The following is an 18,734-nucleotide window of genomic DNA, read 5'->3' as shown; positions in this document are numbered from 1 at the left end:
GAGGGTACTCAGCGGCCGGTGGGGAGGTTGGCGCCGCCGGTGCAGTCGAGCACGACGCCGGTGACGAAGGTGTTGGCGGCGAACATGTGGATCGCCCGGGCGACGTCCTCGGGGCGGCCGACCCGGCCGACCGGGGTGGTGGCGGCCAGGCCGTCGAAGAGGGCGGTGCGCTGCTCGGAGGGGACGCGGTCCCACCACGGGGTGTCGATCACGCCGGGCGAGACGGCGTTGACCCGCAGCGGGGCGAGTTCGACGGCCAGCGGCGGGACCATCGCCTCCAGGGCACCGTTGATGGCGGCCAGTCCGGCGGTGCCGGGGATGGCGGCGCGGGCCGAGGCGGCGGTGATCAGGGTGACCGAGCCGTCCTTGCGCAGGTGCGGCAGGGCCGCCTGGAGGACCCGGACCTGCGGCCAGAACTTGGCGTCGAAGCCGTGCGCCAGGTCGGCGAGGTCCAGATCGGCGAACGCGCCGCTGCCGGCCGCGCCGCTGACCGCGACGACCAGGTGGTCGACGGTGCCGGTCGCGGTGAAGAAGGCGGCCAGGGCGGCCGGGTCGGTCGCGTCCAGCTGGACGCCGCTGGTGCTGCCGCCGATCCGGGCGACGGCGACGTCCAGCTTCTCGCGGTCGCGGCCGGTGATCACGACCTCGGCGCCGTCCGCCGCGAAGGCGGTCGCGGTCGCCTCGCCGATGCCCGAGCTGCCGCCCATCACGACGGTGCGCTGTCCGGCGAAGACGTTCGATGCAGATGCAGTGCTCATGGTTCTGGCCTTTCCGGCTACCTGTTCGCCAGCTTGTCGAGACCGTCAGTTCTGGTAATGATGGTTGCCGAGACTGCTAGTCTTGTCAAGCGGGGGCAGAACGAAAGGGAACACGATGAGCGAGACCGACCCGCGGGCGGCCGAACAGGCCCCCTCCGCCCGGCCGCACACCGGCCGCCGCCGCAACGAGGCGGCCCACCGGGCGATCCTGGACGCGGCGCTGCACCTGCTCGCGGACTCCGACGGCACACCCGTCACCATCGACGCCATCGCCCGTACGGCCGGCGTCGGCAAGCAGACCGTCTACCGCTGGTGGCCCTCCAAGGGCGCGGTCCTGCTGGACGCCCTCACCGACCGCGCCGACCGAGACGTCTCCGACCAGCCGGACACCGGCAGCCTGCGTACCGACCTGCGCGCCTTCATCGAGACCACCTTCGACGCCGCGCAGCGCAGCACCACCGCCTCCGCGCTGCGCACCGTCGTCCGGGAGGCCGCCCGCGACCCCCACCTGGCCGAACTGATGCAGACCTTCACCGCCACCCGGCGGACCGCGCTGCACGAACTCCTCGCCCGGGGCCGCGAACGCGGCGAACTGGACGGCGGCGCCGACCTGGACCTGATCGTGGACCAGGTCTACGGACTGTTCTGGTACCGCTTCCTGCTCGGCCACGCCCCGCTGGACGCCGCCGCCGCCGAACGCCTCGCCGCCACCCTCACCGAGGGGAACCGGGTCAGCTAGCGCTCCGGCGCCGGACCAGCGGCAGGTACACCTCGTCCACGATCTCGACCAGCACGTCGTCGGGCGCACTCGGCACGCCTCGGACGACGAACTCGTTGCGCAGCAGCACCACCGCCACCGTCGCCACCCGCGGGTGCAGTACCTCCGGCGCCGCCTCGCCCCGGGCGACGGCCCGGCCCAGCAGGGTCAGCCAGGGGGCGGCCGCGGCGTCGCCGGACTGGTCCTGCAGCTGCGCCAGGAACTCCGTCGCGCCACCGGCCGCGGCCAGCAGTTCGCGCAGCACGCCGCCGAGCGGGGAGCTCCAGTGCCGGTTCGCCTGGCGCAACAACTCCAGGGCGTCGCCGCGCAGTTCACCCGTGTCGGGGAGCGGGGCGGCCTTGGCGAGCTGCTTGTAGGCGGCGATACCGAGGGCGAGCCGGTTGGGCCAGCGCCGGTAGAGGGCGTTCTTGTTGGTGCCCGCGCGGGCGGCGACCTTGTCCATGGTCAGCCCCGCGTACCCGGATTCGGCGAGTTCCGCGACGGCGGCCGCCAGGATCGCCTCCTCCAGCGCCGCTCCGCGCCGCCGCGTCTGCCCGGCCATGCTCCCGCTCCGCCCTCGCTGCCGCCCGTACCGCCACCATGCTTACTTGCCGCGCTGGGGCCACGGCAACTACGGTACTGGCCGTACCGTAAGTTTCCGATCCTCCGTGAAGGCAGGAGACCATGCGCGCCAGGGGAATCAGCTACGACACCGGATTCGTCCGGGGCGGCTCGTACTCACGCAAGCTGTTCGACCCCCAGGTCGTCGAGCGCGAGCTGCGGATCATCCGCGACGAACTGCACTGCACCGCCGTACGGATTATGGGCGGCGATCCGGACCGGATCGAGCTCGCCGCCGGATACGCCGCCGGGCTCGGGCTGGAGGTCTGGTTCTCCCCGTACCCGCTGGAGCGCACCGCCGAGGAGATGCTGCGGCTGTTCGCCGACTGCGCCGGGCGCGCGGAGCGGCTGCGGCTGGGCGGGGCCGAGGTGGTGTTCGTGGCCGGCGCCGAACTCAGCCTGATGAACCCGGGGTTCCTGCCCGGCGACACCACGGAGGAGCGGATCGCGCTGCTCGCCCGGCCGGAGGCGGTGCGCGAGCACCTCGGCGCGGTCCGCGGCAAGGTGAACGCCTTCCTCGGCGAGGCGGTGGCCACCGTCAGAGAGCACTTCCACGGCAGGCTCACCTACGCCGCCGTCCCGCTGGAGCAGGTCGACTGGACGCCCTTCGACGTCGTCTCGCTCGACCTCTACCGTTCCGCCGGGACCGCCGACCGCTTCGCCGACGGCGTCCGCGAGCTGACCGCCCAGGGCAAGCCGGTCGCCGTCACCGAGTTCGGCTCCGCCACCTACCGCGGCGCGGGCGACCGGGGCGCGCTCGGCCTGTCGGTGGTCGAGTACGGCCCCGACGGGCCGGTGCGCCTCGACGGCAGCTACCAGCGCGACGAGCCCGGCCAGGCCGCCCACCTGCGCGAGCTGCTGACGGCCTTCGACGCCGGCGGGATCGACGCCGCCTTCGTGTTCACCTTCGCGCTCCACGACTTCGTCCACCGCCCGGACGGCGATCCGCGCGAGGACCTCGACCTGGCCAGCTACGGCATCGTCAAGGTCCACGAGGACCGCCCGGGCAGTGCCTTCCCCGGGCTCCCCTGGGAGCCGAAGGAGGCCTTCGCCGCGGTCGGCGAGTACTACCGCACGCACTGAGACGCGGCGCTGCGCAGGAAGTCGGCCGGTCCGACTTCCTGCGCAGCGACCGGGTTCACGCGGTGCGGCGGCGGTAGTAGGCGATGCCGAGGGCGATGGTGATCGGACCCCAGAGCGCCGCGGGGCCGATGCACACCCGGGCCAGCGCCTCCCACCACCCGTTGCTGAAGCCCACCTCGTCCAGCGCCCCGATCCAGGCGAGCGGCTGGAGCCCGAACAGTCCGAACAGCACCAGCCCGCCCAGCAGCGTCGCGACGAGCGGCCCGAGCGGCGGCACCCGGCGCCCGCGCAGCAACGGCACCCAGCGCGGGAACACCTCGCCCCACCCGCTGACCAGGCCCAGGGTGAGCAGCGCCAGCCCCTCGGTGACCAGGCTCAGCGCGAAGACGTACGGGGCGGCCCACCAGGTGAGGGGCGGCCGGCCCGGCTCGACCGTGCCCATCGTGAAGTCGAAGGCGAACGGCAGCCGCCACAGACAGTGCGGCAGCAGGACGAACGGTAGGGCCTTGGCGAGGCGCAACGCCCAACGGGGAACGGGGCGTTCGGTGTCACCGACCGGAATGTTCTTCAACATGCGTCCACCCTCGCCGCGACCACCCCGCCCCCACCTCGACCGCAGGATCGAACCGCCTCCCCCGGCAGAGCCAGTCGGGCATGCGCCAGCAGGCTGACGCGCCCCCGCCCGGACCGCGTCATCCGGGCGTCATCCGACCGTCTTCGCGGCCTTGGCGGCGCGCTCGGCGAACACCTGCTCGCGGCGGTCGGCGGTCTGCTTCATCATCCGCTTGCGGTCGCGGGCGGAGAGCCGGTCGATGTAGAGGCCCCCGTTCAGGTGGTCGGTCTCGTGCTGGAGGCAGCGGGCGAAGTAACCGGTGCCCTCGATCGTCACGGGCTCGCCGTGCTGGTCGACACCGCGCACCACCGCGCGGGCCGGGCGGGCGAGCCGGGTGTTGGCTCCGGGTACGGACAGGCAGCCCTCGACGTCCTCGATCAGCGGGCGGCCGGGGTCCTGCTCCTCGACCACCGGGTTGAGCACGTGCCCGACGTGCCGGACGCCGTCGTCGTCGGGGCAGTCGTAGACGAACAGGCGCAGGTCCACGTCGACCTGGTTGGCGGCGAGTCCGCAGCCGTCGGCGACGTACATGGTGGCGAACATGTCGTCGATCAGCCGGGCCAGGCGCTCGCTGCCGAAGTCCTCCCCGGTCGCCGTGCGGCAGGTGCGGCGGAGGATCTCCTCCCCCACCTCGGTGATCCGTAGGACGGTCGGACGTTCGCGCGACTCGGACACTGTCGCTCCCCCTCATCTTGATGAACCTGCTCGATGGCCTTGCTGTCCACTTTGCAAAGTAGCAGACTTTGCAAAGTGACCGAAGACATCGTCAGAACCGGCGCCCTCCCTGAACACGCCGTCCGCACCGCGCTGCTGGAACTGCTCGCCGAACGCCGCACCCTCACCTCCACCGAGGCCGCCGCCCGACTCGGGTACAGCTCCGGCCTGTGCTCCTTCCACCTGCGGCAGCTCGCCCGGTACGGAGTGATCGAGGAGGCCCCGGCCACCGACGGCCGGGCCCGGCCGTGGCGACTGGCCCAGGCCCAACCGCCCACGACCGGCGACGGGTTCGGCGAGCTGGCCCGCGGCCTGGAGGACGAGAGCTACCGGCACTGGCTCGCCCGGCGCGCCGAAGCCCCGGCCGAGTGGCAGCAGGACGAGGCGTTCAGCACCGTCGTCCACCTCACCCCCGAGGAGCTGACCGCCGTCGCGGACGCCGTGCGGCAGCTGCTCACCCGTTACCGCGGCCGGGACACCGACCCGCGGACGCGGCCCGCCGGGGCCCGTCCGGTCGCGGCCGTGGCGCGCCTGTTCCCCCTGCTCGACCGGTAGTCAGACCGCCCGCGCCCTGGTCATCGCCCGGGCCACCGGTCCCACCACCAGCCCCAGCGCCGCCCCCAGCACGACGCCCTGCACGCCGTCCCAGACGTCCTGCACGTCACACGCCCGCCCGAGCGCGGGCACCGCGTACTGCAGCCCCGACACCGCGAACGGCAGCATCGCCGTACCCAGCAGCGCCACCGCCGCCCGTCGCCGCGTCCCGGCCAGGGCGGCCGCGAAGCCCACCGGCGCGTAGGTCGCCAGCTTGAGCTCGATGTGCCGCACGTGCAGCAGCTCGTACGGCGAACGCGGCCGGGCGCCCGCCACCGAGCAGTGCCGCGCGGCCTCCGCCGCGTGCCGGAGCACCGACGGCCGGAACGCCTCCGGCAGCAGCGTCGCGACGACCACCCCGCCGAGCCCGAGCAGCAGCAGGAAGCCCACCACCCAGTGGGCCCGCAGCAGCCGCCCCACCGGCCGGTTCAGCAGGGCCGCCGGCACCAGCGAGAGCAGCAGCCCGGGCCAGAAGTTCGGCATCCCGCCGAGCACCGCACTGATCACGCCTCAACGGACGCCCCGAACACCCGGTCGGTTCTCGCGTAACGGCCGGAACGGACGCCGGGTTCACAGGACGCCGGGTTCACAGGACGCCGGGTTCACAGGACGCCGGGTTCACAGGACGCCGGGGCCACGGTCGCCGGGGCCACCGGACAACGGGGCCACCGGACGCCGGATCCACCGGTCGCCGGGGCACAGCGCACCGAACCCCGCCTCAGTGCGGGATCGAGGAGATCAGCTCCTGCGCGCCCTGCCGCTTGAGTGCCAGGGCGACCGAGGTGCCGAGGTCCTCCGGGCTGAGCACGCCCGCCCACTCGTGGGCGTCCAGCACCCGCTTGCCGTCCGGGGTGAAGACCCGGCCGCGCAGCGAGAGCCGGCCGTCCGCCTCGGCCCTGGCGTAGCCGGCGATCGGGCTGTTGCAGTGGCCCTGCAGCACGTGCAGGAACATCCGCTCGGCCGCCGCCTCGCGCCAGGTGTCGTGGTGGCCGAGCCCGGTGACGGCCTCGATGGTCGCGGTGTCGTCCTCGCGGCACTGCAGGACGAGGATGCCGGCGCCGATCGGCGGGCACATCGCCTCGACGCCGAGGACCTCGGTGATCCTGGCCTGCTCGCCGATCCGCTCCAGGCCGGAGACGGCGAGCAGTAGCGCGTCGGCGTCCCCGGCCGCCAGCTTGGCGAGCCGGCTGTTGGCGTTGCCGCGGATCGGGACGCACTCCAGGTGCGGTTGGGTGGCGGCGAGTTGGGCGATGCGGCGGACGGAGGAGGTGCCGATCCGGGTACCGGGCGGGAGTTCGGCCAGGGTCAGGCCGCCGGGGTGGACGAGCGCGTCGCGGATGTCGTCGCGGCGCAGGTAGGCGGCGAAGACGGTGCCGGCGGGCAGCGGGCGGTCGGCGGGCACGTCCTTGAGGCAGTGCACGGCCACGTCGGCCTCCCCGGCGAGCAGCGCGGCGTCGACCTCCTTGGTGAACGCGCCCTTGCCGCCCAGCTGGGAGAGGTCGCCGGTCCAGCGGTCGCCCGAGGTGGTGACCGGCACCACCTCGGTGCGCAACCCCGGGTGCAGTTCGGCGAGTTCGGTGCGGACCCGGTCGACCTGGGCGAGTGCCATGGGCGAGGAGCGGGAGACGATGCGGATCAGCTCAGCGGTGGCCATGGCGCGATGATAGGCGCTCCGACACCGACGATCGACGATGCGTCAGCCATGCGGCGGACGGCCGGGCGGCGAATCACCCGGCCGTCCACTTGCCGCAGCACCTCACTCGTTGTGCAGCACCTCGGCGATCGGCAGCCGCGCCGCCGAACGGGCCGGGACGAGGGCGCCGAGGACGGCGATCGCGACGCCCGCCAGGGCGAGGGCGGCGAGCAGCGGGGCGCCCCAGACGTCGATCATCGAGTCCGGGAAGGCGATGATCCGGACGTGCTCGACGATCAGCCGGTGCACCAGGATCCCGAGCGGGATGCCGACGATCCCGCTGACCACGCCCTGCCAGGCCACCGAGGTGATGGTCATCGCGACGACCTGCCGGGGCGTCATCCCGATCGACTTCAGCATGCCGAGGTCGCGGCGGCGTTCGCGGATGGTGAGCAGCAGGGTGTTGAAGACGCCGAGCGCGGCGACCACCGACAGCAGGGCGGAGAAAGTCGTGCTGAAGGTCTGGATCGCGACCACGGACCCTTCCGTCCCCGGCGTGACGACCGAGGCCGACAGGCTGGGGTCGGCGCCCGTGACGGCCTTCTGGTAGGCCCCGGCGTCGGCGCCTACGGCGAGCTTCACGTCGTACTCGACCACGTGCGGGTCGGGGGTGAGCAGGGCTCGGGTGGCGTCGTTGGAGGTGATCGCGTTGGCGTTGCCCTGGATCTCCTTGCCGACGATGGTGACGGTGGTCTGCCGCCCCTCCAGGACCAGGGTGACCCGGTCGCCGAGCTTGAGCCCGTGCTGGTCCAGGAAGGCCGGCCCGGCCTCGATCTCGTTCAGCCCGGTCGCCAGGCGGCCCTCGACCACGTTGAGCCGCCGGTGGTCGACCATGGCGTCGCCGCCGTAGAAGTCCGCGAAGACGAGTTGGGGCTGGCCGAGGATGCCGACCCGGACCAGGCCGCGGACGGACACCTGCTCGGCGCCGGGGGTGGTGTGCAGCATCGCCGTGGTCTGCTCCGGGGTCAGCCGGGGCGCGATCTTGTTCTCCGAGAAGGCGCTGGTCTGCACGTCGATGTGGGTGCTGCGGTCGGGCGCGGCCATGGACTTGGCCAGGGTGGTGGTCACCCCGGTGGTCACGGTCACGGTGACCACGCCGAGCACGATCGCCGCCATGGTCAGCGCGGTGCGGGCCGGGCGGGCGAAGGGCTGGCCGAGGCCGAGGCTGACGGCGCGCGGAAGCCGGGTGCCGCTCAGCCAGCGCTGGACCTTGAGGCCGCGCCCGGCGCGCGGGGCGCTGCCCGCCGAGATGGCCTGGGCGGCGGACAGCCGGTGGGCGCGCGAGGCGGGGACGAGCGCGGCGAGGGCGGCCAGCAGCGGGACGCTGACCAGGGTGGCCACGGGCAGCCAGCCCGCCGGTTCGATCACGGCGGTGCCGGTCGAGATGCCGGAGAACGCGGCTTGGAGGATCGGGCCCGCCGCCACCCAGCCGGCCGCCGTACCGAGGACGGTGCCGACGACCGCGGGCACCGACACCATGGTCAGGTAGACCGTGACCACCTGGCGCGGCGTGAAGCCGATCGACTTGAGCACCCCGATGTGCCGGTAGCCGGAGATCACCGCGCCGCTCACCACGTTGCCGACGATCAGCGCGGCGACGACCAGGCCGAGCACGCCGAAGACCGTCATCAGCGGCAAATAGGCGTCGGCGCCCGCCGAGAACGCCTGCTTGAGCACCAGGTAGGACTGCCCGCTCTCGACGGCGCCCTCGGGCAGGCCCTCAGTGGCGTTGGCGAGCGAGGTGGTGAGCTGCTGCTCGGTGGCCGCGTCGGTGAAGCGGTAGAGCATCTGCCGCCCGGTGGGATGCAGGGCGGCCGCCTGCTCGGGGGTGACCCAGCCGCCGGAGGACTGGCTCATGTCGGTCGCGAAGCCGACGACGGTGAGCTTCACCCCGGTGTTGGTGGTGAGCGGCGTGCCGACGAACCGGCTCGCGGCGCCGCCGCCCGGGTTGTTGACGACCACCTCGCCGGGTGCGGAGGCCCAGCGGCCGGCCAGCAGCTCCACCCGGTCCACCGGCGCGGACGCGGGGTCGGGCCGACCGACCAGGGCCAGCGGGCCCGGCGGGCGGCCGACCCAGTCGGCGGGGATGGTCACCACGGCCTGGTCGAAGGGCCCGGCAGCCGCTTCCACGCCCGGCCGGTGGGCGGTGGCGGCCAGTTGCTCCGCCGAGGCCTTGGCCGGGTCGAAGAGGGCGGTGACGTGCGATCCCCGCTCGGCCTCGAAGGCGTCGTCGAACGGGGCCCTGGCGGCGCTGATCACCGCGAGGGCGAGCAGCACGGTCGCGGTGGAGCAGAAGACGACCAGGCCGATCACGACGGTCTGCACCCGGCGGCGCTTCACGGCCGCCCGGGAGGCGCGCCACACGGCACCGCTCATGACGAGGCCTCCAGCATCCGCTCGCGCGCCACCTTGCCGTCCGCGACCTCGACCAGCCGACTGGCGCAGCGGGTGGCCAGGTTGGGGTCGTGGGTGACGATCAGCAGGGTCTGCCCGATCTGGTTGAGGTCGATCAGCAGGTCCATCACCTGCTCGCCCGAGCGGCTGTCCAGCGCGCCGGTCGGCTCGTCGGCGAGCAGCAGGGCCGGCCGGTTCATCAGGGCGCGGGCCACCGCGACGCGCTGGCGCTCGCCGCCGCTGAGCGCGGCCGGGTAGACGTCCTTGCGGTGTGCGACGCCCAGTTCGTCCAGCAGCTCCAGCGCCCGGCGACGGGCCTGCCTGGCCGTGGTGCCGGTCAGCTGGGCGGCCAGGGCGACGTTGTCGAGGGCCGGGAGGTCGTCGATCAGGTTGAAGAACTGGAAGATCATGCCGACGTTGCGGCGGCGGAAGAGCGCCAGCCCGTTCTCGTTCAGCCCGCCGAGGTCCTGCCCCTGCACCCGGACGGTGCCGGAGCTGGGCCGGTCCAGTCCGGCCACCATGTTCAGCAGGGTGGACTTGCCGCACCCCGAGGGGCCCATCACGGCGACCGCCTCGCCCGCCCTGATCCGCAGGTCGACGCCGTCGAGGGCCTTGGCGTCGCCGAACTCCTTGTGCACCCCCGACAACTCGACGACGAAGGGCGCGTCGTCGGGGCGGGTGGTCCCGTCGTGGTCGTTGCTCATGGTCGACGACGGTAGGCGCGCCGGCCGGGGCCGGTCGTCCCACCCGGGGTGTAACCGCAGGTCGCCGTAGTACCGGGGATGTACGGGAGCGGCACCCCCGGATGATGTCGATCAAGCTCCCAGCTGCGAAGCTGGCGCCGTGTGGGGAACAGGGACGGACTGGATCGCGGTGGCGGTGGCGGGCACGGCCTGCGCGGGCGCCGGCTGGCTGGGCGTCGCGCTGGTCCGGGCGCGCCGGCTGTACCGGGCGGCCATCGGCGAGCGCGGCTGGCTGCTGGAACGGGAGCGGGAGAGCGCCGCGAGCGCCGCCGTGGACGCCGAACGGGCGCGGATCGCCTCCGAGCTGCACGACATCGTGAGCCACAACGTGAGCCTGATGGTGGTGCAGGCCGGGGCCGCGCGCGAAGTGCTGGCCACCATGCCGGAGGAGGCGGCGGCCGCGATGGGCGCGGTCGAGGCGGCCGGGCGGGACACGATGACCGAACTGCGGCATCTGCTGGGCCTGCTCGCCCCGGCCGCGGACGGCAGTGAGGAACCGGAGCCGGAAGGTTTCTCCCCGCAGCCGAGCCTGAGCCGGCTGAGCCCGTTGATCGACCGGTTCGCCTTCGCCGGGCTGCCGGTGGAGGTGCGGATCTCCGGCGAGCCACGGCCGCTGCCCGGCGGCATCGACGTGACGGCGTACCGGATCGTCCAGGAGGCGCTGACCAACGCGCTCAAGCACGGGGAAGGGGTGACGGCGGAGGTGACGGTGCGGTACGCGGACCACTACCTGCGCGTCGAGGTGCTGAACAGCGGCCCGAGCGTGCTCTCCGGTTCGTCCGCCCCCGCACCGAAGCAGGCGGACGGCGCCGGGCGCGGGCTGCTCGGCCTGCGCGAGCGGGTCGCGGTGTACGGCGGGGACCTGGACGCCCGGCGCCGGCTCGGCGGCGGATTCCGGGTGCGCGCCCGCATCCCGCTGGACCGGCCGTGACGGAGGGGACCGTGGAAGAGACCGAACAGCGCCGCCCCCGGGTGGTGATCGCCGACGACCAGGAACTGGTCCGCACCGGCTTCCGGATGATCCTCACCGCCCGCGGCATCGACGTGGTCGCCGAGGCCTCGGACGGCGCGGAGGCGGTGGCCGCCGCCGTCCTGCACCGGCCCGACGTGGCCCTGCTGGACATCCGGATGCCGACCATGGACGGCCTGGAGGCCGCCCGCCGGATCCTGGCCCAGGCGCCCGACTGCCGGGTGATCATGCTGACCACCTTCGACCTGGACCACTACGTCTACGCGGCGCTGTCCGCCGGCGCCAGCGGCTTCCTGCTCAAGGACGTCACCTCGGCCCACCTCGCCGCCGCCGTACGGCTGGTGGACACCGGCGACGCCCTGCTCGCCCCGTCGATCACCCGCCGGCTGGTCGAGCGCTTCGCGACCGGCGCCCCGCACCCGGCGGCCCGCGGCGCCGACTCACCGCGGCTGCACCGCGATCTCGCGCCGCTCACCCCGCGCGAGGTGGAGGTGCTCGGACTGCTCGGACGCGGGCTCTCCAACACCGAGTTGGCGGTCGAGCTGACCCTCAGCGAGTCGACGGTGAAGACCCATGTGGCCCGGATCTTCGCCAAGTTGAACCTGCGCGACCGGGCCCAGGCGGTGGTGCTCGCCTACGAGACGGGGCTGGTCGCCCCCGGCGACGCGAACGGCTGAGCGTCAACTCGTCCACACGTGCGGTGAATTCACCTGACAATCAGCTATCTCACTCCTTAGGGGGAACCGCCCTCGGAGTCCACATCTTTACCAGTCCATGGGGAAGCATCTGGATGTCCGCGCCCGAACCACCCGGAACCGTTTCGGGCGCCATCACCCCGCACGACGAAGACCATTGGACAGGCCCGTGACCACCACCGCCCCCGTGTGGGAGTGCCCCTTCCACCACACCGACGGCCTGGAGTTCGACCCCCTCCTCAAGCGGTTGCTCACGGAGGCCCCGATCGCCAGGGTCCGACTGCCGCACGGCGAGGGTGAGGCCTGGCTGGCCACCCGCTACGAGGACGTCAAGGTGGTCACCACCGACCGCCGGTTCAGCCGCGCCGCCGGCATCGGCCGCGACCTGCCCCGGATGACGCCCGCCCCCATCGCCCAGGCCGAGTCGATCAACCTGATGGACCCGCCCGAGCACAACCGGCTGCGCCGCCTGGTCGCCCAGGGCTTCACCAACCGCCAGGTCGAGCGGATGCGCCCGGCCACCCAGCGGATCGTCGACGGCTACTTCGACGAGATGGAGGAGCACGGCGCCCCGGCCGACCTGGCGCAGTTCCTCTCCGCCCGGCTCCCGCTCACCACCATCTGCGAAGTGCTGGAGATCCCCGCCCAGGACCGCGACCGGCTGCGCGGCTGGGCCGTCGCGATGATGCGGATGGGCCCGGGCAGCCGCGAGGGCCAGGAGGAGGCCAAGGCCGGGCTGCGCGCCTACTTCACCGCGCTCACCGCCGAGCGCCGCGCCCACGCCGGCGAGGACCTGATCAGCGCGCTCGCCACCGCCCGCGACGGCGACGACCTGCTGGACGCGGACGAGCTCGCCGTGATGGCGATGGTCCTGCTGGTCACCGGCCACGACACCAGCACCTACCAGCTCAGCAACATCACCTACACCCTGCTCACCCACCCCGAACAGCTCGCGAAGCTGCGCGCCCGGCCGGAGTCGCTGCCGCAGGCCCTGGAGGAGCTGCTGCGCTTCATCCCGTTCCGCCAGGGCCCCGGCATCGCCCGGGTCGCCACCGAGGACGTCGAACTGGGCGGGGTGCCGATCCGGGCCGGCGAGGCCGTCCACGTCTCCTACCTGACCGCCAACCGCGACCCGGCGGTGTACGAGCACCCCGACGAACTGGACCTCGACCGCACCGCCGGGCCCGTCAACATGGCCTTCGGTCACGGCCAGCACCGCTGCCTCGGCTCACACCTCGCGCTGATGGAGCTCCAGGTCGCCATCGGCACCCTGCTGCGGCGTTTCCCCGGGCTGCGACTGGCCGTCGACCCGTCCGGACTCGACTGGAGCTCCGGCTCGATCTGGCGCTTCCCGCGCACCCTGCCGGTCGCCTGGTAGTCCCTCCCCTCGACACACTGTTCCCGCACCGGGGAGACCCACGCCATGGCCACACTCTGCCGCCCCGCGGTCGCCGTACCCGAGCACGTCATCACCCTCGAGGAGACCCTCGACCTGGCCAGCGCGCTGCACGCCGGTCATCCCCAACTCGGCCTGGCACTGCGGCTGATCGAGAACACCGGGGTGCGGACCAGGCACCTGGTCCAGCCGATCGAGCAGACCCTCACCCACCCGGGCCTCACCGTCCGCAACCAGGTGTACGAGCGGGAGGCCAAACGCCGCGTCCCCGAGGTGGTGGAACGCGCTCTCACCCACGCCGAGTTGCGTGCCCGGGACATCGACCTGCTCATCTACGTGTCCTGCACCGGCTTCATGATGCCGTCGATGACCGCCTGGCTGATCAACACCATGGGCTTCCGCTCCGACACCCGCCAGGTGCCGATCGCCCAGCTCGGCTGCGCGGCCGGCGGCGCCGCCGTCAACCGCGCCCACGACTTCTGCCGCGCCTACCCCGGCGCCAACGTGCTGATCGTCGCCTGCGAGTTCTGCTCCCTCTGCTACCAGCCGACCGACCTCGAAGTCGGCTCGCTGCTCTCCAACGGTCTGTTCGGCGACGCCGTCGCCGCCGTGGTGATGCGCGGGCGCGGCGGCAGCGGGGTGCACATCGAGCGCAACGGCTCGCACCTCGTCCCGGACACCGAAAACTGGATCTCGTACGGGGTCAAGGACACCGGCTTCCACTTCCAGCTGGACAAGCGGGTGCCCGGCACCATGGAGATGCTCGCCCCCGCCCTGCGCACCCTGGCCGGACAGCACGGCTGGGACGTCTCCGGGCTCGGCTTCTACATCGTGCACGCCGGCGGCCCGCGCATCCTGGACGACCTCTGCCACTTCCTCAACCTGTCGCCGGAGAAGTTCCGTTACAGCCGGGCCACCCTGACCGAGCGCGGCAACATCGCCAGCGCCGTCGTCTTCGACGCCCTCGCCCGGCTGTTCGCCGACGGCGGCGCCCCCGAGGGCACCCCCGGCCTGATCGCCGGCTTCGGACCGGGCATCACCGCCGAGATCTCCCTCGGCAGTTGGATCGGCGCCCCGCCGGAACCGGCGCACCGACGCCTGCGCGCCATCTCCACCTCCGACATCGCCCTCGTCCATCAGGGCGTCCCCCGCCGTTTCCCGACCGGCACTACGATCACCGATTGACTTCCTCCCCTCCCGAAGGGAGATGATTCGACTTCCTGCTTCACCGACGACCGCCCGCCCGGAGTGCTCCGTTGAGGTCTTACACCGTCTCCCCAGGCTGCCACCGCCGGCCCGGCGGCCAGGACGTTGCGTGCCGCGTTCACGCCCCGGTCGTGGACTGCCAGGTCCTCGACCACGACCGTTGGGTGCCCACGGACGAGCCGAGTGGTGAGTTCACCCCCGGTCGGTCGAGCCGGTCGAACCCCTGAGCCTGCGGGCGAGGTCCCGTCGTGCCCTGGCGAGAGCAGTGCCCGATCAGGGCGTTCATGCCCGCGGGCGTCCCGCCCGCCGCGCGGAGAAGTTGCCGACGGCCGCTCGGAGGTGTCGGAGCGTCTGCTGAAACGGCACGGACCGGACCTCGGACGGGCAGGCCGGTTCCCCGGTTCTCTCCCACGCCGTCAGCATCGCCGAGGTGGGGCTGTCATCGGCGGCGCTGTCATCGGTAGCGCCGCCCTTGACCGCTCGCCGAACTGCCGGCCCTCCCCGCGGCGTCAGGACACCCCACCCCCCGCCGGAGTCGGGGGCATTCATGAAGGAGTCATCATGACCGACACCACGGACCGCACCGACACCTCCGCCAGAGCCGCCGAACTCGCCGTCCTCTTCCCGGCCTTGCACGCGCCGCAGTACTGGGCCTGGGGCCGCTACGACGCCCAGTTCTCCACCGAGCTGCCGCCGGACGAGCTGGTCACCAACATCCACCTGGTCGGATTCGCGGACGGCGACGTGGTGCTGTGCCGCGACGACCGGGACCACTGGTTCCTGCCCGGCGGCACCCGGGAGCAGGACGAGTCCGTCACGGACTGTCTGGAGCGCGAGCTGCGCGAGGAGGCCGGCGCCCGGCTGCTCGGCGAGCCCGGCTGGCTGGGCGCGCACCGCTGCCACACCGAGGACGCGGTGCCGTACCGGCCGTGGCAGCCGCACCCGGACAAGGCCTGGCTGTGGGGCTGGGGCGAGGTCGTGCTCGACTCGACGCCCACCAACCCGGCGGACGGCGAGCAGGTGGTCGAGGTCCGGGCCGTCCCGGTGGACGAGGCGCAGCGGCTGCTGCTCACCGGGCACGACGCCTGGTGGGGCGAGCTGATCGAGCTCGCGGCGGAGCTGCGGCGGCGGGCGGGGCTGGGCTGAGGTCGCCCTGGGCCCGGGATATTCCCGTCGAGCCGCAAAGCCACTGGAACGGCGTAGCACCGGACGGCGATGTCCGTTTTGCGGTGATATGACTCGGCCATGGACACCTACGCGTTGGCCACTTCGCTGGCCGTGGACTACCCGGTGCTCAACATCTTCTGGACGATGTTGGAGCTGTTCCTGTGGATCCTGTGGTTCTTCCTGCTGTTCAAGATCATCACGGACATCTTCCGCAGCCACGACATCGGCGGCTGGGGCAAGGCCGGCTGGCTGGTCCTGGTGATCTTCCTGCCGCTGATCGGCATCCTCGTGTACCTCATCGCCCGTGGCCAGGGCATGGGGAAGCGGGACCTCGAACAGGCCCAGCAGGCCGACGCGGCGCTCCGGGCCTACATCCGGGAGGCGGCCGCGACGCCGACCGCGACGCCGGCCGCGACGCCGGCCAGGACGCCAGCCGCGACGCCGGCCGCAGGCGCTGCCGGCGGTGGCGGCGGCCGCGGCCACGTCGAGGACCTGGCGAGACTGGCGGACCTGCGGGACCGGGGCGCCATCTCCGACGAGGAGTACCAGAGGGCCAAGGAGAAGCTGCTGATGTGAGCGCAGAAGGCGGCCGGGGCCGGTGGGCATCGCGCCCACCGGCCCCGGCCGTGACCTGCACGGGTCAGCGCCGCCCGGAACGCCGGTCCTTCGAGCCGCCGGAGTCGCCGCCACCTGCCAGGCCGGCCCGGCGCAGCGCGTCCGCCATGGCGCTGTTCGCCAAGGCGCCGCCGCCGAAGCCGCCCCGGTCGCCCCGGTCCCCGCCGCGGTCACCGCGACCGCCCTGGCCGCCACCCCTCCGCTCCTGGCGCGGCGGGCGGGCCTGCCGCTCCCCGCTCCGGTCGCCCCGGTCTCCGCCCCGGTCGCCGCGCTCGCGGCCGACCTCGTCGTCCAGCCGCAGGGTGAGCCCGATCCGCTTGCGCGGCACGTCCACCGAGACCACCCGGACCTTCACGATGTCGCCGGGCTTGACCACCTCGCGCGGGTCCTTGACGAAGTTCCGCGACAGCGCCGAGACGTGCACCAGCCCGTCCTGGTGGACGCCCACGTCGACGAAGGCACCGAAAGCGGCGACGTTGGTGACCACACCCTCCAGCACCATGCCGACCTCCAGGTCACCGATCTTCTCGACGCCCTCCTTGAAGACCGCGGTGCGGAAGGCCGGACGCGGGTCCCGGCCCGGCTTGTCGAGCTCGCCGAGGATGTCGGTGACGGTCGGGATGCCGAAGGTGTCGTCGGCGAAGTCGGCCGGGCGCAGCGCCCGCAGCCGCTCGCCGTTGCCGATCAGCTCGCGCAGTTCCCCGCCGGTCGAGGCGAGGATGCGGCGCACCACCGGGTAGGCCTCGGGGTGCACGCTGGAGGCGTCCAGCGGGTCCTCGCCGCCGGGGATGCGCAGGAAGCCGGCGCACTGCTCGAAGGCCTTGGGGCCGAGCCGGGAGACGTCCTTGAGCTGCTTGCGGGTGCGGAACGGGCCGTTGGCGTCGCGGTGGGCCACGATGTTGTCCGCCAGCGTCGCGGTGATGCCCGAGACCCGGGTGAGCAGCGGCGCCGAGGCGGTGTTGACGTCCACGCCGACGGCGTTGACGCAGTCCTCGACCACGGCGTCCAGCGAGCGGGAGAGCTTCACCTCACTCAGGTCGTGCTGGTACTGGCCGACGCCGATCGACTTGGGGTCGATCTTGACCAGCTCGGCCAGCGGGTCCTGGAGGCGGCGGGCGATCGAGACCGCGCCGCGGATCGACACGTCCAGGTCCGGCAGCTCCTGCGAGGCGAAGGCGGAGGCGGAGTAGACCGAGGCGCCGGCCTCGCTGACCATCGCCTTGGTGAGCTTCAACTCGGGGTGGCGCTTGAGCAGGTCCTCGGCGAGCTTGTCGGTCTCCCGGGAGGCGGTGCCGTTGCCGATCGCCACCAGGTCGACGTCGTGCTTCTTCGCCAGCGCGGCCAGCGTGGCCAGGGCCGCGTCCCACTTGTTGGCGGGCTGGTGCGGGTAGATGGTCTCGTACGCGACGACCTTGCCGGTGGCGTCCACCACGGCGACCTTCACCCCGGTGCGGAAGCCCGGGTCCAGGCCCATGGTGGCGCGGGTGCCGGCCGGGGCGGCGAGCAGCAGGTCGCGCAGGTTGGCGGCGAAGACGCGCACCGCCTCGTCCTCGGCCTCGGCGCGCAGCCGGGCGCGCAGGTCGATGCCGAGGCGCACCAGGATGCGGGTGCGCCAGGCCCAGCGGACGGTGTCGCCGAGCCACTTGTCGGCCGGGCGGCCGCGGTCGGCGATGCCGAAGCGGGCGGCGATGCGCTGCTCGTAGTCGTTCCCGCCGGGCAGGTCGCCCTCGGACTCGCCGTCGTAGGGCGACAGTTCGAGGTCGAGCACCTCCTCCTTCTCGCCGCGCAGCATCGCCAGGATGCGGTGCGAGGGGAGCTTGGTGTACGGCTCGGCGAAGTCGAAGTAGTCGGCGAACTTGGCGCCGTCGCCCTCCTTGCCGTCCCGGACCTTCGCGACCAGGCGGCCGCGGGTCCACATCCGCTCGCGCAGCGAGCCGACCAGGTCGGCGTCCTCGCCGAAGCGCTCGACCAGGATCGCCCGGGCGCCCTCCAGGGCCGCCGCGCCGTCCGCCACCGACTCGTTCAGGTACTGGGCGGCGAGCGCGGCCGGGTCCTGGGTCGGGTCGGCGAGCAGGGTGTCGGCCAGCGGCTCCAGCCCGGCCTCGCGGGCGATCTGCGCCTTGGTGCGCCGCTTGGGCTTGAACGGGAGGTAGATGTCCTCCAGCCGGGCCTTGGAGTCGGCCGCCAGCACCTGGGCGCGCAGCGCGTCGTCCAGCTTGCCCTGGGACTCGATCGACTCCAGGACGGCTGCCCGCCGCTCCTCCAGCTCGCGCAGGTAGCGCAGACGCTCCTCCAGGGTGCGCAGCTGGGCGTCGTCCAGCGAGCCGGTGACCTCCTTGCGGTAGCGGGCCACGAACGGCACGGTCGAGCCGCCGTCGAGCAGTTCGACCGCCGCCTTCACCTGCCCCTCGCGGACGCCCAGTTCCTCGGCGATCTTGCGCTCGATCACCTGCTGGGCCTGCCGGGCCACCTGTTCGACTGGCGTGGTCACGAAGCCGGTCACCTTCTCCTTCAGTGCTTTCGCCGTACGCCCTGCATTCTGGCAGGTACCGGTGACGGCCACCGGCCGCGCCCAGGGCGGCGGGCGTGGCGCGGTCTCCCCCGCCGGCGACCGGCGGGTGACGGGCGGGTGGCGCCGTGGTGGCCGGCGGCTGGAACTCGGCCGGACCCCGTGCTGATCGAAGTCGTGTGCGCAGTTCGCGAATCCGGCTGATC

18 protein-coding genes and 1 pseudogene are annotated in these 18,734 nt (G+C 73.1%); 9 read left to right on the top strand and 10 right to left on the bottom strand.

Features of this window, described 5'->3' with window-relative positions:
* Positions 1–8: 8 nt before the first annotated feature.
* Positions 9–758 carry an SDR family oxidoreductase gene (locus HS99_RS21740; RefSeq protein WP_046386003.1) on the bottom strand — a complete coding sequence of 250 codons (750 nt, stop codon included), beginning with the start codon at positions 756–758 and terminating at the stop codon, positions 9–11.
* Between the two features lie 115 nt (positions 759–873).
* Between HS99_RS21740 and HS99_RS21735 the strand changes: the two genes are divergently transcribed.
* On the top strand, positions 874–1,497 hold the full coding sequence (locus HS99_RS21735; protein WP_030551030.1) for a TetR/AcrR family transcriptional regulator: 624 nt from the start codon (positions 874–876) through the stop codon (positions 1,495–1,497).
* Here the strand turns inward: HS99_RS21735 and HS99_RS21730 are convergent.
* Positions 1,490–2,077 (bottom strand): TetR/AcrR family transcriptional regulator, encoded by a 588-nt coding sequence (locus HS99_RS21730; protein ID WP_030551032.1) that lies wholly within the window; start codon positions 2,075–2,077, stop codon positions 1,490–1,492. The two genes, HS99_RS21735 and HS99_RS21730, sit on opposite strands and share 8 nt — an antisense overlap.
* Before the next feature lie 122 nt (positions 2,078–2,199).
* Between HS99_RS21730 and HS99_RS21725 the strand changes: the two genes are divergently transcribed.
* Positions 2,200–3,219 (top strand): glycoside hydrolase family 113 protein, encoded by a 1,020-nt coding sequence (locus HS99_RS21725; protein ID WP_030551034.1) that lies wholly within the window; start codon positions 2,200–2,202, stop codon positions 3,217–3,219.
* A gap of 55 nt (positions 3,220–3,274) precedes the next feature.
* Here the strand turns inward: HS99_RS21725 and HS99_RS21720 are convergent, their stop codons facing one another.
* Positions 3,275–3,793, bottom strand: coding sequence for a hypothetical protein (locus tag HS99_RS21720; RefSeq protein ID WP_030281531.1), 519 nt, complete (start codon positions 3,791–3,793; stop codon positions 3,275–3,277).
* A 129-nt stretch (positions 3,794–3,922) separates the two neighbouring features.
* Positions 3,923–4,507 carry a peptide deformylase gene (gene def, locus HS99_RS21715; RefSeq protein WP_037828802.1) on the bottom strand — a complete coding sequence of 195 codons (585 nt, stop codon included), beginning with the start codon at positions 4,505–4,507 and terminating at the stop codon, positions 3,923–3,925.
* A gap of 75 nt (positions 4,508–4,582) precedes the next feature.
* On the opposite strand from def, the gene HS99_RS21710 reads away from it, so the two are divergent.
* Complete coding sequence (locus HS99_RS21710) at positions 4,583–5,101, top strand: winged helix-turn-helix domain-containing protein (protein WP_030551036.1); 519 nt, start codon at positions 4,583–4,585, stop codon at positions 5,099–5,101.
* Here the strand turns inward: HS99_RS21710 and HS99_RS21705 are convergent, their stop codons facing one another.
* The 4 genes from HS99_RS21705 to HS99_RS21690 form a co-directional block, all read right to left on the bottom strand.
* The gene (locus HS99_RS21705; RefSeq protein ID WP_030551038.1) at positions 5,102–5,647 is read right to left on the bottom strand and encodes a hypothetical protein; all 546 of its coding nucleotides are present in this window, start codon (positions 5,645–5,647) and stop codon (positions 5,102–5,104) included.
* 211 nt (positions 5,648–5,858) lie between these two features.
* Entirely contained in the window at positions 5,859–6,794 is a 936-nt protein-coding gene (gene hemC, locus HS99_RS21700; protein ID WP_030551040.1) for a hydroxymethylbilane synthase, read from the bottom strand.
* Positions 6,795–6,896: 102 nt separating this feature from the next.
* Positions 6,897–9,209: an FtsX-like permease family protein gene (locus HS99_RS21695; RefSeq protein WP_050366864.1), complete on the bottom strand. Its 2,313-nt coding sequence runs from the start codon at positions 9,207–9,209 to the stop codon at positions 6,897–6,899.
* The gene (locus HS99_RS21690) at positions 9,206–9,931 is read right to left on the bottom strand and encodes an ABC transporter ATP-binding protein (protein WP_046386002.1); all 726 of its coding nucleotides are present in this window, start codon (positions 9,929–9,931) and stop codon (positions 9,206–9,208) included. The genes HS99_RS21695 and HS99_RS21690 overlap by 4 nt, the downstream gene beginning before the upstream one ends.
* A 139-nt stretch (positions 9,932–10,070) precedes the next feature.
* Here HS99_RS21690 and HS99_RS21685 point away from each other — a divergent pair, with 139 nt between their 5' ends.
* The 4 genes from HS99_RS21685 to HS99_RS21670 all read left to right on the top strand — a co-directional run bounded on the left by HS99_RS21685 (position 10,071) and on the right by HS99_RS21670 (position 14,216).
* Positions 10,071–10,901: a sensor histidine kinase gene (locus tag HS99_RS21685; protein WP_223886103.1), complete on the top strand. Its 831-nt coding sequence runs from the start codon at positions 10,071–10,073 to the stop codon at positions 10,899–10,901.
* 11 nt (positions 10,902–10,912) lie between these two features.
* Positions 10,913–11,617, top strand: coding sequence for a response regulator (locus HS99_RS21680; RefSeq protein ID WP_030281547.1), 705 nt, complete (start codon positions 10,913–10,915; stop codon positions 11,615–11,617).
* 187 nt (positions 11,618–11,804) lie between these two features.
* Positions 11,805–13,013 (top strand): cytochrome P450, encoded by a 1,209-nt coding sequence (locus HS99_RS21675; RefSeq protein ID WP_030551042.1) that lies wholly within the window; start codon positions 11,805–11,807, stop codon positions 13,011–13,013.
* 45 nt (positions 13,014–13,058) lie between these two features.
* Entirely contained in the window at positions 13,059–14,216 is a 1,158-nt protein-coding gene (locus HS99_RS21670) for a type III polyketide synthase (protein WP_030551044.1), read from the top strand.
* Here HS99_RS21670 and HS99_RS46870 read toward each other — a convergent pair.
* A pseudogene (locus tag HS99_RS46870) lies at positions 14,168–14,377 on the bottom strand (hypothetical protein); the annotation flags it as partial. The gene HS99_RS21670 and the pseudogene HS99_RS46870 sit on opposite strands and share 49 nt — an antisense overlap.
* Positions 14,378–14,798: 421 nt before the next feature.
* Between HS99_RS46870 and HS99_RS21665 the strand changes: the two are divergent.
* On the top strand, positions 14,799–15,383 hold the full coding sequence (locus HS99_RS21665) for an NUDIX hydrolase (RefSeq protein ID WP_046386001.1): 585 nt from the start codon (positions 14,799–14,801) through the stop codon (positions 15,381–15,383).
* A gap of 99 nt (positions 15,384–15,482) precedes the next feature.
* Positions 15,483–15,980, top strand: coding sequence for an SHOCT domain-containing protein (locus HS99_RS21660; protein WP_046386000.1), 498 nt, complete (start codon positions 15,483–15,485; stop codon positions 15,978–15,980).
* A 64-nt stretch (positions 15,981–16,044) separates the two neighbouring features.
* Here HS99_RS21660 and HS99_RS21655 read toward each other — a convergent pair whose 3' ends face one another.
* Positions 16,045–18,510 (bottom strand): Tex family protein, encoded by a 2,466-nt coding sequence (locus tag HS99_RS21655; protein ID WP_198429360.1) that lies wholly within the window; start codon positions 18,508–18,510, stop codon positions 16,045–16,047.
* Positions 18,511–18,734: the final 224 nt, after the last annotated feature.

This window comes from Kitasatospora aureofaciens (genome assembly GCF_001188955.3).
Classification (GTDB): Bacteria; Actinomycetota; Actinomycetes; order Streptomycetales; family Streptomycetaceae; genus Kitasatospora; species Kitasatospora aureofaciens.
Note: the sequence above shows the minus strand (reverse complement) of the source record. Positions and strands in the feature narration are given on the sequence as shown.

Bases quoted from the DNA above. Each gene is read 5' to 3' on its own strand.
- HS99_RS21740 (WP_046386003.1), bottom strand. From the start codon at position 758: ATGAGCACTGCATCTGCATCGAACGTCTTCGCCGGACAGCGCACCGTC.
- HS99_RS21735 (WP_030551030.1), top strand. From the start codon at position 874: ATGAGCGAGACCGACCCGCGGGCGGCCGAACAGGCCCCCTCCGCCCGG.
- HS99_RS21730 (WP_030551032.1), bottom strand. From the start codon at position 2,077: ATGGCCGGGCAGACGCGGCGGCGCGGAGCGGCGCTGGAGGAGGCGATC.
- HS99_RS21725 (WP_030551034.1), top strand. From the start codon at position 2,200: ATGCGCGCCAGGGGAATCAGCTACGACACCGGATTCGTCCGGGGCGGC.
- HS99_RS21720 (WP_030281531.1), bottom strand. From the start codon at position 3,793: ATGTTGAAGAACATTCCGGTCGGTGACACCGAACGCCCCGTTCCCCGT.
- hemC (WP_030551040.1), bottom strand. From the start codon at position 6,794: ATGGCCACCGCTGAGCTGATCCGCATCGTCTCCCGCTCCTCGCCCATG.
- HS99_RS21695 (WP_050366864.1), bottom strand. From the start codon at position 9,209: ATGAGCGGTGCCGTGTGGCGCGCCTCCCGGGCGGCCGTGAAGCGCCGC.
- HS99_RS21690 (WP_046386002.1), bottom strand. From the start codon at position 9,931: ATGAGCAACGACCACGACGGGACCACCCGCCCCGACGACGCGCCCTTC.
- HS99_RS21670 (WP_030551044.1), top strand. From the start codon at position 13,059: ATGGCCACACTCTGCCGCCCCGCGGTCGCCGTACCCGAGCACGTCATC.
- HS99_RS21665 (WP_046386001.1), top strand. From the start codon at position 14,799: ATGACCGACACCACGGACCGCACCGACACCTCCGCCAGAGCCGCCGAA.
- HS99_RS21660 (WP_046386000.1), top strand. From the start codon at position 15,483: ATGGACACCTACGCGTTGGCCACTTCGCTGGCCGTGGACTACCCGGTG.